We start from the raw sequence: 17,046 nt of genomic DNA, 5'->3' as shown, positions 1-17,046 counted from the left end.
TGATAAGAGCCAGAGCCTCGACGTTAAGGGGAGCACTACGGCCATGCAAAGTTCCGGCGCCATTCTCAAGGACATCTGGCTTGCTGCAGGCGGCGAGGCATCGGCGCTCGCTCGCGTCCGCCTGACGGGCGAAGAGCCGCAACTGCCGTCCTCGTTTCGCGTGTCGGCCGCGGCGCAGGTCAGCATCGCAGCAGCCGGACTTGCCGCCGCCGAGATCTCGCGATTGCGCAACGGACAGGAGCAGGACGTCGCGGTCGACATGACGCATGCGGTCGTCGAATGCCGCTCCGAACGCTATCTGCGGCTCGACGACAAGCCGCCGCCGCCCGCTTGGGATGCGATCGCCGGCGTCTACAAAACCGGCGATGGCCGCTTCGTCCGCCTGCACACCAATTTTCCGCATCATCGGGACGCGGTCTGCAGGGTGCTTGCCTGCAAGGCCGAGCGCGAGGAGGTGCAGGCCGCCTTGATGCGATGGCAGGGCGAGGCCTTCGAGACCGCGGCCTATGAAGCCGGCGGCGTGGTCGCTGTCATGCGCTCGCATGAGGAATGGTCCGACATGCCGCAGGCGCGCGCGATCGCGGCGCTGCCGCTGCTCTCGATCGAAAAGATCGGGGAGGCGCCGGCACGACCGTGGCCGAAAGGCGATCGTCCGCTTGCCGGCATCCGCGTGCTCGATCTGTCGCGCGTGATTGCGGGCCCCGTCGCGGGCCGCACGCTCGCAGGCCACGGTGCCGACGTGCTGCTCGTCTCAGGCCCCTCGCTTCCGGCCATCCCCTGGCTTACCATTGACACCGGGCGCGGCAAGCTCACGACGTTCATCGAATTGAAGAACGAAGACGGGCGCAAGAGGTTGCGCGACCTGCTCGCACAAGCGGACATCTTCTCGCAAGGCTATCGTCCGCGCGCGCTCGCCGCGCTCGGCTTCTCGCCGGAGGACGCCGCCCGGATCAGCCCCGGCATCGTCTATGTGACGCTGTCGGCGTATGGGCATGCCGGGCCGTGGTCGGAGCGCCGCGGCTTCGACTCCCTTGTGCAGACCGCGAGCGGCTTCAACCACGCCGAGGGGCAGGCCGCCGGCATTGACGGACCGAAGGAGTTGCCGGCACAGATGCTCGACCACGCGACCGGCTACCTGATGGCGTTCGGAGCCATAATGGCCAGGGCGCGCCAGTCGCGCGAAGGCGGAAGCTGGCACGTGCGCGTGTCGCTGGCGCAGACCGGACGCTGGCTGTGGAATCTTGGCCGCATCGCCGACGGTCTGAAAACCGAAGACCTGAAAGGCGACGCTGTGCGCCCCTTCCTTGTCGAGATGCCGTCCGGCTTCGGCACCCTCAGAGCCGTCAGCCATTCGGCGGCGCTGTCGAAAACGCCGGCCTTCTGGGCGCGACCGGCAATGCCGCTCGGCAGCCACCCGCCCGAATGGCCGGAGCGCTCGTGACGATTTTGGATATGTGCCTGCCTACATCTCGAGCTTAGCACGAGTGCCGACCAGTACGGATGGGAGAGGGTCCTCTACTGACCCGACGGCGTGCGCAGGCCGTGCCAGGCATCGCGGACCTGGTGGTAGTGCACCTCGGGCAGATAGTCCGGCGTGTTCAGCGCCAGCGTCTTGACGTCGAGCCGGCCGACCGCGCTCAGCAACGTGTAGGAGGCGATGACGCGATCGCGCTGCGCGCCGATCAGGCGCGCCTTGGCCTGGATCAGATCGGCCTGCGAATTCAGGACGTCAACCGTGGTGCGCTGCCCGCCCTGTGCTTCCCGCTGCACGCCCTGCAGGGCGACGGTTGCCGCGCGCACCTCGGATTCGGAGGCCCTGACCGCGGTTTTGGCACCTTCGTTCGTTACCCAGGCGCTGGTCGCCGCAGTTCGCGCCTGATTGCGCACCTGGTCGAGCACGAGCCGGCTTTGCGCGGCAACTTCCTTCGCTTGTCGCGTCTGCGACGCCGCCATGCCGCCGTCATAGATCGGAGCGTTGACGTTGCCGAGGATGGAGGCCTGGTCGGTGCCGAACGTGCCAAGGGTCTGATCGTTGTCGCGGCTGCGGCTGACGCTTCCCTGCAGAGTGACGCTCGGCAGCAGGCTGCTTTCGGCGACACGGATGGTCGTCGACGCAACGTCGACATCGAAACTCGCCGCCATGACCGCCGGGTTCTCCCTGATCGACATGGAGATCGCGTCCTCGCGGCTGCGCGGCAGGTAACGCTCGACCGGCTCGGCTGGCCTGAGTTGCCCCGGCGCCTCGCCGACGACTTGGGCGTAGGTCGCCTGGCTCACGGCGAGGGCGACTTCGGCGGCATTGAGGTCTGCAAGGCCGCGGTTGAGTCGCGCCTCGGCCTGCGCGGTGTCGGTCGGCGTCACGTCACCGGCGTTGAGGCGGCGTTGGGTGACGCTGAGCGTCTCGCGCAGGAAGGCGACGTTGGAGCGTTGCGCTTCGACCAGCGACTGGTTCGCCAGCACATTGGTGTAGGCGGTGACCGCGTCGAGCAGTACGCCCTGGCCGACATTGCGCAGCGCCTCGCGGCCAGACTGGATCTGGAGTTCCGCAACCCGCACGCTGTTGGCGGTCTTGAAACCGTTGAACAGGCTCTGCGTGACCGTCACCCCGATCACCCAGGGCTTGAGGGTGGCCGATTGCACGGTGTTGTCGGGAAGCAGGTTGCGCACCGCCTGCAGGCCGGCCGAGAGGCTCGCCACGATCTGCGGCCGGTAGCCAGAAAGCGCCTGGGGCACGTTCTCGTCGGTGGCCCGTTGCCGCGCCCGCTCGGCATTGAGCTGGGGATTGGTCTGATAGGCTTTGGCCAGGGCTTCGGGCAGCGTTTCGGCCCGTGCTGCGGCGGTTGAAAAAACGGCGACGGTAAGGACGCAGATGATCGCACCCGCGCCGCCTGAGGGGCGGCCACGCCTGTTTCCGATAACAACTCCAGCGGCCCGCCCAGCCATGCAACCCTAACTGTCCGCCCCCTGCCGACGCCGTCGACACCCTTTAACTGTTTAGTGGGAGGAGGGGCCACAGGCAAACCGCCGCGGGGAAAAACCCCAGAAAACCCGTGTCTTGCTGTTGCCAGTTTATCACAGCTGCGTCATTTGCGTGAACAACGCGCAATCGTGATCGCAGGATTTGCCGCCACTCGCGCGCAATAGCTTCGCGCCGGCAGGTCAGCCGGCGCGGCGCCAAAGGTGGAATAAGGCAGCTTGTGAGCTTACCGGTTCTTGTTCACCGGCTTGCGCTTCTCGATGAAGGCCGCCATGCCCTCTGTGCGGTCTTCAAGCGCAAAGGTCGAGTGGAACAGGTTGCGCTCGACACTCATGCCTTCCGACAGCGTGGTCTCGAAAGCGCGGTTGACGGCTTCCTTGGCCATCGCGGTCGCGGGGCGCGACATCGATGCAATCTTTTCGGCGGCGGCGAGCACCTCTTCCATCAGCTTGTCCGCCGGTACCACGCGGCTGACGAGGCCGGAACGCTCGGCTTCCGCCGCATCCATCATCCGCCCCGTGAGGCAGAGATCCATCGCCTTCGACTTGCCGATGGCCCGCGTGAGGCGCTGCGTGCCGCCGATGCCCGGAATGGTGCTGAGCGTGATCTCCGGCTGGCCGAACTTGGCGGTATCGGCGGCGATGATGATGTCGCACATCATCGCCAGTTCACAGCCGCCGCCCAGCGCATACCCGGCGACCGCCGCGATTGTCGGCTTCCGGCACCTGGCGACGCGGTCGCCGCCGATCGCGGCGAAATCCTGCGTGAACATGTCGATGAAGCCCTTCGGCTGCATCTCCTTGATGTCGGCGCCGGCGGCAAAGGCCTTCTCACTGCCCGTCAGAACGAGGCAGCCGATATTGTCGTCAGCCTCCAGATCTTCGACCGCGGCAGCGATTTCGCGAAAAACGCCGAACGAGAGGGCGTTGAGCAACTTCGGGCGGTTCAGCTTGATGATGCCGACCGCGCCTTTGCTTTCGACGATGATGTGTTCGAACGTGCTCATGGCTCCACCCACTGCGTAATTTGTTGGGCCGGCAATTTGCATGCTGGAGCAGTGGGCTTCAAGTGGGACGATTTACCGTTCCCGGAGGCGTTCGCCTCCGGGCGGCGGAGGCAGGAACTTTAGACCATGAACATGCGCGCGGCGGAGGCAAGCGTCAGCAGCGCGCCGAAGCCGATGAAGATCTTCCCGATCAGGGAGGTCTGATCCAGGCTGGAGCTGTCGGCCGTAGCGGCGGCCATCACCGGCACCGGGCGCGGCTGCGTATCCACCGCTGCGACGACAGTCCGGGGCGCGGCGGGCTGGCTCTCCTCATGTAGCGCGCGATCCACCTCGTTCAACTGGTCGGGTGAGACGGTCTGATTGTCGGCGGCAATTCCAGCGACCGGCTGGATCTGCGTATCTTCCGCGGCGGCCTGCTTGTTATCAGCGGCGCGGGCGGTCATGGCGCTCGCAGCTGCGGCCGCCGCCGTATCGGCGGAGGCAATCTCCGCACGGGCATTTGCGAATCCAGACGGCATCGCATTGGAAGCCGGGGCAGTGTCGCTCGCGACCTCGTTCGCCGCATTCTTCCTGGCGCCCTGATTGACCATGTCCGCCTTGTGGTCGGAAGATTTCAGTGCCGTCCTGCTCGATCGACGGTGCGTGTGAAGGCGCTTGTGTCTGACGTGCTTACGTACTTCAGCAGGTTTGCTCGCCTCATCCGAATGCGCGCTCGCCCCCGTGTTCGTCGTGGCCGCAAGCGACGCGCCTCCGAAACAGCAGAGCAGCCCCGCCAAAAGGATCAACAATGCGCGCCCGCTGGCTCTTTTCATTGTGGCAATCTCCCCAATTTGCCAGTCCCGTGGTGCAATGAGACCTTTGGGCGTGACGGTAGCGGGGCGGAAAAAGGGAATTCTCGGGCCTAACGGGCGAAAGCTGGGCAGTTGCCGGTCGCGGCATGCTCTGGCACCAAGCTGGAAAAGTAGCCCGTGGTGTTACGACCGTCGTCGCCGGGTCGAGAGCCGGTCACGACTTCGTGATCGACCCCTGGCCACGTAACAAACCGGAACGGCAGCCGAATTGCTTTGCAGGAGCGCACGTGCGCGAAGGTGAAGACGAGTGGACCGGCCTGATGCGGTCGGCCATCTCAGGGGACAACGCGGCCTATCATCGCCTGTTGAAGGCGATCACGCCGGTGCTGCGCGCTGCGGCCAGGCGGGGTCTGGCGCGGGCGGGGCAGCCGGCCGATCAATCCGAGGACATCGTGCAGGAAATCTTGCTCGCGGTTCATCTCAAGCGGCACACCTGGAATGCAGGGGCGCCGTTTGCGCCGTGGCTGTTTGCGATTGCCCGCAACAAGCTGATCGATGCGCTGCGCCGGCGGGGCAGACGCGTCTTCGTCAACATCGACGATTTCAGCGAAACGCTGCCGGGCGAAGAGCCGGCGGAAACGGCCTCACCCGGCGAGGTCGCTGCGCATCTCGAGAAGCTGCCGCAGCGCCAGCGCGAGGTGCTTGGGTCCATTGCGGTGGATGCGGCCTCCATCAGGGAAACCGCCGCGAAGTTCTCGATGAGCGAAGGTGCCGTCCGCGTCGCGCTCCACCGCGGTCTTGCGGCGCTCACCGCCAAACTGCGGGAGAAGTGAGCATGGACACCGATCAACTCATTCGCACGCTCGCGGCCGACAACGCCCACCGCTCCCCGCCGGTCGGCGTGGTGCTGGCTCTCGGCCTTGTCGTCGCGGCGCCGCTGTCGATCGCCATCTTCTTTCTGACGTTGGGCGTGCGGTCCGACGTGATGACCGCGATGCGCAATCCCTTCTTCGATCTGAAGTTCGCGGTGACACTGGCGCTCGCGATCTCGGCGCTCGCCATCAGCCTGCATCTGTCGCGGCCCGAAGCCTCGCCGAGGGGCTGGGTCTGGCTTTTGGCTCTTCCGGTCGTGCTGCTCGCCGCTGGTATCCACGGTGAGATGCTGCTGCCGCAGCGGCTGCCGATGATGACGCGGCTCGTCGGCAACAATTGGCGGGTGTGCCTGACGGCTATTCCGGTGCTGTCGTTGCCGTTGCTGGCCGGCGCGCTGGCCGGGCTGCGCCATGGAGCGCCGTCACGGCCGACGGTGGCCGGAGCCATCGCGGGCCTGCTGTCGGCAGGACTGGCCGCAACGCTCTATGCCTCCCATTGCACCGACGATTCGCCGCTGTTCGTTGCGACCTGGTACACGATCGCAACGGCGGTCGTGACCATCATCGGAGCGCTCGCGGGAAGAAAGGTGCTGAAATATTGATGCGGCGTGAGCCGGCGTCAGGCGGCCGATGGCGGCGATTCCGAGGCGTGCTGCATGCGATAGAAGCGCAGCACCTGCTGGGCTGTCGAGGCGCGCAGCCTTTCGTAGGTCTCTCTCAAGGACTGCAGCTCGGTCGCTTCGCCGCCCAAGAGCCTGTGGCGCAATTCCATGATGGCTTCCACCGTCGGCCATGACATCCCGGAGACCTTGGCCAGGATCATCATGCCCTCGGTGCGACGTTCGATCATGATGTTTTCGGCGATCGTCACCGGCACGTTGGCAAGCGCTGCGATTGCTGCGTTGGTCTCGTCGAACTTGCCTTGTTCGGCGAAGGCGACGACCTGACGCTCATCGAGCCGACCTTCTTGGTAAAGCGATTTCACGAGCGCGTGGGCGATCTCGGCTTGACTGGTAATCGCCGAAGGCGCCGAGCGGGCGCGCCGGGCAGCCGTGTGGACGGCGCTTCGAATCTCGTTCGCCTGGTCAGGATTGGCCGCCTCCAGCCGCCGGCGCACGGTTTCCGAGGCTTTGGCGACCAGCTTCAGATAGAGATGGCGCGGCATCGTCGGCCGCATGCCGACGCAGGTGGCGAGTTCGTCATTGCCCTCGGCCCGATCGAGCAAGCGGGTAAACCCGCGTTCCGAGAATTCCGCCCCCGGATTGTCGACCGTGCTGTGGATCACCTCGTCATTTCCGCGAAGCACCAGCACGTCGGTCACGGCCTCGCTCAGCGCCTTTCGCATCGAGATCGCCAGCAGATGCGCCTGGCTCTTGTTACGCGCCGCCTCGATCAGGGTCTCATCGTCAAGCCGTTCCGACTGCGACAGGATCGGGCCCGCGACTTCGATCGCGTCATCGAATGCCAGGGTGCGGACAGTGCGCGGCGGCGCCGTATTAACCGGGGCCAGGCGGCTGGCGAGCAGCGCCTTTGCCGAGGTCTCGATGTGCTCGATCAGGCATTCAAAGACGTCGTCGAACAGGCCGATCTGCTCCTCGGAGTAGTTGACGGCGCCGTTGATGAACAGATCGGTCACGCGCCGCAGCGTCTCGACCCGGCGCGCAACGTTGCCGTTCGTGAGCGTGGCCTGCAGCTCGTCAAGCAGGTTTTCGGTCTGGGGGGATTTCGCTCTCATGGCCGCGTCTCGGCCGGTCTGTGAGCTGCCGGCGCCTCTGCCGTACCGGAACAGGCGGTTTGATAGGCACTGATGATTACACGGTTGCGCCCCTGCGCCTTGGCTTCGTACAGGGCGGCATCGGCGCGCGCCAGAATTGAATCGATGTCGTCACCGCTTTGCAGCGTGGCGACGCCGGCGGAGATCGTCACACGCAGATCGGGCGAGAAGGCGCTCCAATCGAGACCGGCAACGATACACTGCAATCGTTCGAGCATGCGCTTGGCCTCATCGTGCGCGCTGCCGGGAAGCACGAGCAGGAATTCCTCGCCTCCGTAGCGGCCGAAGCGGTCGCTGTCGCGAATGTTGGCGAAGGCGGTGATCGCAAAGGTGCGGAGCACTTCGTCGCCGGTCGGGTGGCCGTAAGCATCATTGACGCGCTTGAACCAGTCGAGATCGATCAGCGCGATCGAGCAGGGCCTGGCCGTATCGCGGGCGCAGCCGATCTCCTCGTCCAGGAGGCGCATGATGCTGCGGCGATTGAATGATCCGGTCAGTTCGTCGAGCTGTGCGAGCTCCTCGATGATTCGATACGCTTCCTTGAGCTTCAGGCTGTTCTGGTACAGCGAATGTCTCAGTTCTCGCGAGAATGTGCCAAGGAACATGCTGCGGCCGATCGTGAACGTAAACACCAACATTGTGGCCAAACGCTCGAGAGTGTTGCCATGCGGCATCGAAATCGGCTGGTCCGCGGCCAGAAACAGGCCGCCGAGACCCAGAGTCATGATCAACCACATCGCCGCAGCCTGCTGCGGCCGGAAGCGCAACGATCCGAAACCGAGGACGATGAACAATGCGGTGACGAAGACCACGCCGACTTCAGGTGCGAGCGAGGCGAAGGCGAACATGATGGCCATGTTCACCAGTGCCTGCGGCATGGTCAGATAATGATCGCGGAAGCGGTCGGAAAAGCCCGTTTCCGAAACGACAAGGCCGATGAGCCAGTACAGGATGGCGGTCGCGGCGAATGCCGGGCCGACCCATGCCGATGTCGTGCCGGCCCGCGCGTAGATCGACAGGATCAGGGCATCGATGAAATAGGCGAGCGCAATGCCTGCCAGAATCTGCCGGCGCTGCCGCAGCCGGACTGACCGCCGCTCCTCCGACAGTTCCGCGCGAGCAGGTATTTGACTGGCTGGAGCCGAGGGCAGCAGGAGCGACGCGGCGTTGTCCATGGTCTCGCCATCAATGGAACATAAGTGAAAAAACTACGTGGCAAGCCTTTAGGTTTGGTATCCTTTGCCGGCGAATCCGATCTGTGTCGGTCGCAAAAGACTTTGATCGGCAACGGAAATTAGCCAGCGGTTAGCTATCGGATCAGATGCTGCCGGACACCCCCGGGGGACAACGGGGCTGGCTGTTTTATGGATCGGGGCTTGATAAAGGTTTCCGCGGGGTGCCGGGCGCCGCAGGGGGAATTAGGTGCTATATTACCGTCTACTTCGCTGGATTTCCGGCGGCAAGCTCGGCTGCGACGGGAGTGCCGCTGTGTGCGGTAGATCACGTATGCGGACCGAGCATTGGGATAGGTTGAAGAATCTCATCTCTCCGATCGAACCCGCTTCACCTTCGATCCGACCAACCTTGCGAGACGGCCATTGAGCGTGACTAAGGCGGCTACGGACGAAGTCCTGATCGCCCGGATCGCTCAAGGCGACCGGCTTGCCATGCATGTGCTGTACGGACGGCACCATGTCAGGGTGTATCGCTTCGGGCTCAGGCTCGTGCGTGACGAACAGGTTGCGGAAGATCTCATCAGCGAGGTCTTTCTCGATGTCTGGCGTCAGGCCGGGAAGTTCGAAGGTCGATCCGCCGTTTCCACCTGGCTGCTGGCGATAACACGTTTCAAGGCCCTCTCTGCGTTACGGCGCCGGAAGGACCTCGAGCTTGATGAAGAGGCCGCCAACGCGATCGAGGACTCGTCCGACAATCCCGAAACGGCGGTGCAGAAGAAGGATACCAGTAAAGCGTTGCGGGAGTGCCTGACGGCACTTTCGCCGGAACATCGGGAAATCGTCGATCTTGTCTACTACCACGAGAAGTCCGTGGAGGAGGTGGCCGAAATCGTCGGGATACCGGAGAACACCGTCAAGACGCGTTTGTTCTATGCGCGCAAGAAATTGGCCGAACTGCTGAAGGCAGCCGGTGTCGAGCGAGGCTGGCCATGATGGCTTTGAGCAAGAAGATGCTGGAGCAAGAGCCCAGTGAAATTGAGTTGCTGCTGCCCTGGCATGCAGCCGGCACGCTGAACGCGCGCGATGCCCGCCGTGTCGAGGAAGCGCTCGCGCGGGATCCGGAGCTCGCCAGGCAATACGCCGCGATCCGCTCCGAACTGGAAGAGACCATCCATCTGAATGAAAGCCTGGGCGCGCCGTCGGCACGTGCCATGGAGAAGCTGTTCTCGGCAATCGATGCCGAGCCGGCACGCCAGCTGGCGGCTTCGCAACGGCTATCTTCGCGCATCGCGGGATTTTTCTCGAGCCTCTCGCCGCGGACGCTGGCCTGGTCGGCAAGCGTCGGTGCTCTGGTCGTGTTGCTTCAGGCCGGTGTCATCGGCGCCGTCCTGATGAAGAGCCAGACCGGCACCTACCAGACGGCGTCCCTGACGATGAGCGAGCCCGCTACCCGGGGGTTGGGCCCGGCGGCCGCGCCGCCGTCGCGCGCGCTGGTGCGCTTCTCGCCGGATGCGCGGCTATCTGATATCACTTCGCTGCTCGACAGCTACCAGGCTTCCATCGTCGACGGTGCCAAGGGCGGTATGTTCAAGTTGCAGTTCAACAAGTCGATGTCGCAGCAGGAGCTTGCCGACTTGCTGAGCAAGCTGCAGCGGGAGAGGATCGTCGGTCTCGCCGTGGCGACTCCGTAGGCGCAGCGTTCCTTCGCATCTTGGCGAGACGCGTCGTCAAGAATCGCAAGATCGTTGCCGGCCCTGACCGAGCGGGTGCCATCGCAAACTGCGAGGTTTCATGCGGCATAACTTTCAGAACTTTTGGAAAGCCGGGGCGCAGGCGGCGACGTTGACTGTTGCGCTCGCGCTGCTCGGAGGGCTTGCGCATGCGCAAAGCGTCATGCGCCCCCCCAGTGTCAACGTCCCGATTCGGACGCCGGTCATAACGCCGTCGCCAGCACCGCACATTAATCCCGGCCTGGCCGGCAGGGTGGGCAATGCCGCATTGTCGAGAACGCCTGCGATCCGAAACACCCCGAGGCCTTCCTGCGGGTCGGCGAACCGCGACGGCGACGGCCAGTGCCTGGACCAGTCGAACGGCGGCAGCACGTCTGGAAAGAAAGGATCCGGCAATTCGCGTGCCCTGGTTCAGGCGGACAAGCTTCGCATTCCGGGCGAGCTCGTCGCCGAGATCGATTCCGCGCTGTCGGGCAGTGAGGCCGACGAGCTGGCGCGGCGGCATGGTCTGGAGCGCATCGGCTCGCAAGACTTTCCGCTGATCCGCTCGACCGTCGGCCTGTTCCGGATCACCGATGGACGTTCGCTCGAGGCGGTGCAGCGCGAGCTTGCCGGTGACGGCAGCGTGCGCGCGGTGCAGCCGAACTTCCGCTATCGGCTGCAGGATCAGAAGTCCGAACCGGTCGAAGGCGATCCGGCGCAATATGCGCTCGCCAAGCTTCGCCTGCCGGTGGCCCACAAGCTCGCGCGGGGCGCCAATGTCACCATTGCGGTGATCGATTCAGGTGTCGACACCAGGCACAACGAGCTGGCGAATTCCATCGCCGATACGTTTGACGCGCTGGGCAGCAGCGAAGGGCCGCATCTCCACGGCACCGGCGTCGCGGGTGTCATCGTGTCGCATGCTCGTCTGATGGGAAGCGCGCCAGAGGCACGCATCATCGCCATCCGCGCCTTCGGCGTCGCCAAGGCCGGCGCGGAGAGCAACTCCTATGTGATCCTCAAGGCATTGAATTATGCCGCCGAGCATGGCGCGCAAATCGTCAACATGAGCTTCGCCGGGCCGAAGGATCCGGTGATCGAGCGGGCCATCGCGGCGACGGCCGCGCGCGGCCTTGTGCTGGTCGCCGCTGCCGGCAATGCCGGCGCGAAATCGCCGCCGCTTTATCCGGCGGCCAACCCGAATGTGATTGCGGTCAGTGCCACCGATGCCCAGGACAAGCTGTTTGCGGCATCGAACCGCGGCAACTACATCGCTATCGCCGCTCCGGGCGTCGATATCTTCCTGCCGGCGCCCGACGGAAAATATCAGATGACCTCGGGTACCTCGTTCTCGGCCGCGTACATCAGCGGCATTGCCGCGCTGCTGCTGGAGCGCAGCTTTGCCCTGACGCCGGAGCAATTGCGCGCGGCGCTGACCAGGACCGCCCGTGACCTTGGCGCACCAGGGCGCGATGATCAGTTCGGCGCGGGCGCAGCCGATGCTTACGCCGCCGTGATGGCGGTGCCGACCGATGCCTCAACGCCGATCGCCGCCGCGCCTACAAGAAAACGTGATCATTCTCCCGCGCCGCAGGAGGCCCCTCCGACGAGAGCCATGGAACAGCGCTCGCCATCGATGGCGGCCGAAAAGTCCACGCTTTCAGAAGGGTTTGGCGCATCCGCACACTAGGGCTTCGCGGACAAGAAGTCGCACCGGGAGGGTTGAAAAAGCGAAGGACGGTTTGAACGTTCGCCTGTGTGCCGCGACCAAAAGATGTGGGAGCGATCATTCCTCCCCAACAGTCATATCAGGCGCGAGCGCCCATCCACCCCAAGCGCCATATGGCTTTGACCCGTCCGGTTGTCCCCCCGGACGGGTCTTTTGCTTTCGGAGCATGATCCGAACCCGAAGAGCCACGTTAGCGCCAAGCGGACATCGGTCTTCCACGCGACACACGCAAAGCGTTTTCGCAGAGCTCATGCCCGATCAAGAACGTGATGCGCGGGTTCGTGTCCGGCGCCGCCTCAACGCGAAGCAGGTAGCGCGCTTACTCTCAAGGAATGCGAAGCGTTTGCATGGAGCTCGTGCATGATAAGTCAGAGCGCGACATGTGATGCTGTTTGATCGATCGCATCGTCGAAGCCGCACGACGAATCACTCGGCAACAAATTTCCGACTCAGATGCAAGTGGCGGTGTTTGCGTGTGGGTTGACGACGAACAAGCAGAAAAAGACAGCGTCAGCTCAATTTTCGCGGCGTCATCGCTGGACAAGTCACAAGTTTTCCACAAAAATAATTTCGTTGCGTCCACAGTGATTCGTGAGCGTTGTGTTTTTCCGTTTCATGTGAGCTGGCTCATGACTGATCGCCAAGGGGCTTATGGTCGCGACATCGTGGCGCGCGGGCGCGCGCTGGCCGAGCAGAGGCTCGCGCATCTCACCGAGCTGTTCGAGACGGGACGCTGGCGCCGCTATCACTCCGAGCACATCTTTCTGGAGAACATCCGCGAAGCAAAGCAGGTCGTGGAGGTCTGGCGCGACATGGCGGTACGCGGCGATTCGGCGACGAACACACTCTCGCCTGAACTGCCTGCCGCAGCCGCCCACAACAGAATGGTGAGCGAACAGGTTCATACCGTTCAGCCGAAATCCGTGCACATCGATGTCGAAAATTCAGTCCCGGTTACGATCGCAAGCGTTGCGGGCGGTCCGATCAACGAAGCGGCGATTGTCCAGGTTACGGAAACATCGTCCGAAAAGCCGGAGCGTGGCGCCGAGTTGAGGTCTGCTGTGGACGGCGCCAAGGAGCGCTATCCGCTGCTGCGCCGAACGGCTCGCACCACAGGATGACGGCACCGAGCAAGGTGTCAACGTATATCTATTTCCGCACCGCATTCGCACCGATCATCACCTGCGCGTAGCGTTGCGAGCCTTCCATCAATAGATCTGCGGTCACCACCCGCGCATGGTCGAGCCCGACCACGGCGCCGCGCGGCGTCTCTGCGATCATGTTGTCATTGACGAGCGCGGTGCCGCCGCCGGGAATAACGGAGACGCCGATGCCGGCAAAGGCCTTGCGGATCACGTTGCCCGAGATCACGACATCGCGCAGATATTTGCCCCAGCCGGCGACGATGCCGAAGGAGGGGGCATTCTCGATAACATTGCCGGTCACCGACGTATCGGCCTCGACATAGATGCCGATGCCGCCGTCATCGTCGGGCGCGGTGCCGATCGGCCGCTTCGGCAACAGGTTGCGGATGATGTTGCCCTGGACCACGGCGATACGGCCGCCCTCGTTGAAGTTGCAGACCGAGACGCCGAGCGCCGCGCCATCGACGGTGTTGTTGGCGATGACGGCGCCTTCGAAGGAGAACTCCGAATAAAGCGCGACCTCGCGCACGTCGCTGACGCTGTTGCCGGTGATCTGGATGTTCGAGGCCGAGTTGCCGCGCACCGCGGAATAATCGCAGTTGCGGATGCGGTTGCCCCGCACGATGACGTTGCCGGCGCGAAAGGCGTTGATGGCGTTGCCATACTGTCCGGAGCCGCCGGGGCCCGCCTTGATGTCCTCAATGCGGTTCGCAGTGACCAGCGTGCCATCGTCGCCGATCGCGTTGCGCAGGATCTCGATGCCGTTGTCGTTCGTGCCTCGAATGGTGTTGCGCGAGACGGAGAGGCCCAGTGCATCGAAGGACACGACGGCGGTAAGGGCGATGTTGGTGAAGATGTTGCCGCTGATCTCGCCGGACACCTGCTCGAGCCAGACGCCGCTGCCGCCGCTGTTGATCATCTCGCAATCTGTGATGCGGAGGTCGCGTCCGGCCAGGCAATGGACGAGGCCGCGGCGGGTCGGCAGCGCAATATTGGCGCCGTCGAACGTGATGCCGGACACGCCGCCGCCGTCGGCGCCTTCGCCCAGCAGCATCGAGGCGCCGCCAGTGAAAACGAGCCTGGTCGCGCCGCGCACGCCGATCAGTTGCGAGCCGCGCGAAAGGCGCAGCAGGCCGGTGCGGTAAGTCCCGGGCGGCAGCGCCAGAGGGGTTTGCGCGCGGCTGGCCTCGTCGATGGCGCGCTGCAAGGTCTTGGTCTGATCGTCCGGGCTGCCCGGCCGCACGCCATATTGCGTGGCGTCCCGCCCCAGCATTGAAGTCAGTGGCGCAGCCCGCGCGGCATCCGTCGGCATCGCCAGCGCGCCCGCCATGCCGGCGGCGGAGGCTCCCAGGAGATGACGGCGATTGAGGTCCATGGCTGCGTTCTTCTTGCTGACACCGGTCCGCGCGGTATCGGTAACGCAAGAATGCGGTACGGCCGCCCAATGCAGGGTGGCGCAGGAAGGGATTGTTGGAGGTAGGGTTAAATTTTTATCCCGCGGCTCTCCCGCGCCGCCAGGCGCGCGGACTTCACCATCTCCAGCAGCATGGCTTCGCCGGCATCGACCAGCTCTTCCAGGGTGATGCGGGGCGCCGTTCCCTTGCGTCGTGAGGCGTTGCCGCGCGCGAGCAGCGGGACATGGATGAAGGCGGCGAGCAACGGGCCGTTGCCGCACCTGACCCTCTCAATCCCCCGCCAGCTCAAATAGTTGCAGAGATAACTTCCGGCATCGCGCGAGGAGCGCGCGTCGATCCCGGTCAGGCGCGCGGCGCGCAGCAGCCTTGCCGTATGCGGGCCGAACCTTTTGGCATCGGCGTTCGGCGCAATCGCGCCCTTGCGGACCCGTGCATGGGCGGCGTCGGGCCACAGCATGGTGACAGAGTTGCGCGCGCGGGTCTCGACCCGCACATAGGGGGTGCGGGTGGCGAGGCCGAACATAAGAAGCGCATGCGGCCTGTAGCTTGCGAGCAGCCGCGGCAGCTGGCGATCGACTGCCGCGTAGGTCACCGGGAAGATGTGGCTCGACAATTCGACGTCGGCAAAGGCGGGGCGGCGTAGCTGCGCAAGGCGTCCCACCAGCGGCTGCGTCGGGTTATAAGGGGCGCCGGGGAACGGGCCAAAGCCGGTGATGAGAATGCGGATCTTCTCGTTCACCGCAACAGCTCCAGGATTTCTTCGGCGGCGACGGCCGGCGTCAGGTGGCCGTCGGCGACTTGTGCCTCGATCTTCTTCACCCGAGTACGAACGGAAGCCTCGGTGCGCAGCCGCGCCAGCATCCGCTGCTCCAGCATCGACCACATCCATTTGACCTGCTGCTCGCGTCGCCGCGCGGCAAATTCGCCGGATGCGGTCATCGCCGTGCGATGATCGAGGATCTTCTGCCACAGCTCGGCAATCCCCGTGCCGGTTATTGCCGAATAGGTGACGACCGGCGGATGCCAGTGCTCCGAGCGGGGCGCAAGGATGTGCAGGGCGCCGCGGTAGTCCGCGGCGGTGATGTTGGCGCGCTTGAGGTTGTCGCCGTCCGCCTTGTTGATAGCGATCATGTCGGCGAGCTCGACAAGCCCTTTCTTGATGCCCTGCAGTTCGTCGCCGCCGCCCGGCAGCATGAGGGCGAGGAAGAAGTCGGTCATGTCGGACACGGCCGTCTCGGACTGGCCGATGCCGACGGTCTCGACCAGCACGACATCGAAGCCCGCGGCCTCGCATAACAGCATTGCCTCGCGCGTCTTGGCGGCCACGCCGCCGAGCGTGCCGGAGGAGGGCGAGGGGCGGATGAAGGCGTGGTCGGAGGCGGACAGGCGCGCCATCCGCGTCTTGTCGCCCAGGATCGAGCCGCCGCTGCGGGCCGACGACGGATCGACCGCCAGTACCGCGACCTTGTGGCCGTTGTGGATGAGATACATGCCGAGGGTGTCGACGGTGGTGGACTTGCCGACGCCCGGCGAGCCGGTGATTCCGACGCGGATCGCCTTGCCGGTGTCCGGCAGCAGCTGCTGCACCAGCTCGCGCGCGGCGGCCTGGTGATCCGCGCGCCGGCTTTCGACCAGCGTAATGGCGCGCGCCAGCGCCGCGCGGTGGCCTGCGCGGATACCCGCTGCCAGACCTTTGATGTCGGCGGGAGCTTTCTTCGGAATCATGCCCCTGCTTTACAACGGCCGGGCGAAGCAGGCGAGGGGCGCGCGACCGGGATCAACGGGATGTGGCGGCGGGCGCCACCGATTCGCGTTTGAGCCGTCGCCACAGCCACACCATCACCGGCCACAGCAGCGCGCCGATTGCCATCGAGGCGAGGATGGCGGCAACCGGCCGCTCGAAGAACGGCAGAACACTGCCGTCCGACTTGATCAGCGACGTCACGAAAGCCTGCTCCACCATGGTGCCCATGACGATCCCGAGCACCATCGCGGCCACCGGATAGCCGTTGGCCTCCATGACATAGCCGATCACCCCGAAGGCCGCGACCGTGACGACGCCGAACATGTTGTTGCCGATCGCGAACGAGCCGACCGCGCAGCACAGCATGATTACCGGCATGATGGTGGAACGCGGCGCGCGCAACACATAGGTAGCGAGACGGATCATCGCGATGCCGAGTGGAATCATCAGGATGTTGGCGATGATGAACATCAGGTAGATCGCGTACATGCTCGACGCTTTCTCGGTGAACAGCGTCGGGCCGGGATTGAGCCCCTTCATGTAGAGCACGCCGATCGCGATCGCCGCGATGGTGTCGCCGGGAATGCCGAACAGGAGCGACGGCACCCAGCCCGAGGCGATGCTCGCATTGTTGCTGGCGCCGGACTCGACGAGGCCCTCGACATGGCCGGTGCCGAACTTCTCGGGCTCCTTCGAGAAGCGCTTT

The 17,046-nt window shown here is 64.6% G+C and carries 16 protein-coding genes; 7 read left to right on the top strand and 9 right to left on the bottom strand.

The annotated features are described in order from the left end of the window. Positions 1–43: 43 nt before the first annotated feature. Positions 44–1,441 carry a CoA transferase gene (locus HY852_RS23145; protein WP_291607220.1) on the top strand — a complete coding sequence of 466 codons (1,398 nt, stop codon included), beginning with the start codon at positions 44–46 and terminating at the stop codon, positions 1,439–1,441. Positions 1,442–1,515: 74 nt separating this feature from the next. Here the strand turns inward: HY852_RS23145 and HY852_RS23140 are convergent, their stop codons facing one another. From HY852_RS23140 to HY852_RS23130, 3 genes are all read right to left on the bottom strand, one after another. Further along, positions 1,516–2,943, bottom strand: coding sequence for a TolC family outer membrane protein (locus HY852_RS23140; protein ID WP_291607219.1), 1,428 nt, complete (start codon positions 2,941–2,943; stop codon positions 1,516–1,518). Positions 2,944–3,203: 260 nt separating this feature from the next. Further along, positions 3,204–3,983, bottom strand: coding sequence for an enoyl-CoA hydratase (locus HY852_RS23135; protein ID WP_291607218.1), 780 nt, complete (start codon positions 3,981–3,983; stop codon positions 3,204–3,206). A gap of 119 nt (positions 3,984–4,102) precedes the next feature. Beyond that, positions 4,103–4,759, bottom strand: a complete 657-nt coding sequence (locus HY852_RS23130) for a hypothetical protein (protein WP_367116408.1) — start codon at positions 4,757–4,759, stop codon at positions 4,103–4,105. A 302-nt stretch (positions 4,760–5,061) separates the two neighbouring features. On the opposite strand from HY852_RS23130, the gene HY852_RS23125 reads away from it, so the two are divergent. Both HY852_RS23125 and HY852_RS23120 read left to right on the top strand, forming a co-directional pair. Continuing rightward, on the top strand, positions 5,062–5,607 hold the full coding sequence (locus tag HY852_RS23125; protein WP_291607216.1) for a sigma-70 family RNA polymerase sigma factor: 546 nt from the start codon (positions 5,062–5,064) through the stop codon (positions 5,605–5,607). A 2-nt stretch (positions 5,608–5,609) separates the two neighbouring features. Next, positions 5,610–6,248: a DUF1109 domain-containing protein gene (locus tag HY852_RS23120; RefSeq protein WP_291607215.1), complete on the top strand. Its 639-nt coding sequence runs from the start codon at positions 5,610–5,612 to the stop codon at positions 6,246–6,248. Positions 6,249–6,265: 17 nt separating this feature from the next. Here the strand turns inward: HY852_RS23120 and HY852_RS23115 are convergent, their stop codons facing one another. Next, positions 6,266–7,381, bottom strand: coding sequence for a DUF2336 domain-containing protein (locus tag HY852_RS23115; protein WP_291607214.1), 1,116 nt, complete (start codon positions 7,379–7,381; stop codon positions 6,266–6,268). Next, positions 7,378–8,595 carry a GGDEF domain-containing protein gene (locus HY852_RS23110; RefSeq protein WP_291607213.1) on the bottom strand — a complete coding sequence of 406 codons (1,218 nt, stop codon included), beginning with the start codon at positions 8,593–8,595 and terminating at the stop codon, positions 7,378–7,380. Before HY852_RS23110 ends, HY852_RS23115 begins: the two co-directional genes overlap by 4 nt. Positions 8,596–9,018: 423 nt before the next feature. Between HY852_RS23110 and HY852_RS23105 the strand changes: the two genes are divergently transcribed. The 4 genes from HY852_RS23105 (at position 9,019) to HY852_RS23090 (ending at position 13,157) form a co-directional block, all read left to right on the top strand. Further along, complete coding sequence (locus tag HY852_RS23105; RefSeq protein WP_291607212.1) at positions 9,019–9,588, top strand: sigma-70 family RNA polymerase sigma factor; 570 nt, start codon at positions 9,019–9,021, stop codon at positions 9,586–9,588. Beyond that, complete coding sequence (locus HY852_RS23100) at positions 9,585–10,286, top strand: hypothetical protein (protein ID WP_291607211.1); 702 nt, start codon at positions 9,585–9,587, stop codon at positions 10,284–10,286. Before HY852_RS23105 ends, HY852_RS23100 begins: the two co-directional genes overlap by 4 nt. A gap of 100 nt (positions 10,287–10,386) precedes the next feature. Next, on the top strand, positions 10,387–11,997 hold the full coding sequence (locus HY852_RS23095; protein ID WP_291607210.1) for a S8 family serine peptidase: 1,611 nt from the start codon (positions 10,387–10,389) through the stop codon (positions 11,995–11,997). 431 nt (positions 11,998–12,428) lie between these two features. Beyond that, on the top strand, positions 12,429–13,157 hold the full coding sequence (locus HY852_RS23090) for a TIGR03809 family protein (RefSeq protein WP_291607209.1): 729 nt from the start codon (positions 12,429–12,431) through the stop codon (positions 13,155–13,157). 28 nt (positions 13,158–13,185) lie between these two features. On the opposite strand, the gene HY852_RS23085 is transcribed toward HY852_RS23090, so the two are convergent. The 4 genes from HY852_RS23085 to HY852_RS23070 all read right to left on the bottom strand — a co-directional run. Continuing rightward, positions 13,186–14,556: a TIGR03808 family TAT-translocated repetitive protein gene (locus HY852_RS23085; protein WP_291607208.1), complete on the bottom strand. Its 1,371-nt coding sequence runs from the start codon at positions 14,554–14,556 to the stop codon at positions 13,186–13,188. A 107-nt stretch (positions 14,557–14,663) separates the two neighbouring features. Then, on the bottom strand, positions 14,664–15,335 hold the full coding sequence (locus HY852_RS23080; RefSeq protein WP_291607207.1) for a pyroglutamyl-peptidase I: 672 nt from the start codon (positions 15,333–15,335) through the stop codon (positions 14,664–14,666). After that, a complete protein-coding gene (meaB, locus tag HY852_RS23075; protein WP_291607206.1) occupies positions 15,332–16,321 on the bottom strand; it encodes a methylmalonyl Co-A mutase-associated GTPase MeaB in 990 nt (329 codons plus the stop codon). Before meaB ends, HY852_RS23080 begins: the two co-directional genes overlap by 4 nt. 52 nt (positions 16,322–16,373) lie before the next feature. Next, positions 16,374–17,046: tripartite tricarboxylate transporter permease (locus tag HY852_RS23070; RefSeq protein ID WP_291607205.1), on the bottom strand; the 673-nt coding region annotated here is incomplete at its 5' end.

The organism is Bradyrhizobium sp., assembly GCF_016213215.1.
In the GTDB taxonomy this organism is placed as follows: Bacteria; Pseudomonadota; Alphaproteobacteria; order Rhizobiales; family Xanthobacteraceae; genus Bradyrhizobium.
This window is presented reverse-complemented; position numbering and strand designations above follow the sequence as displayed.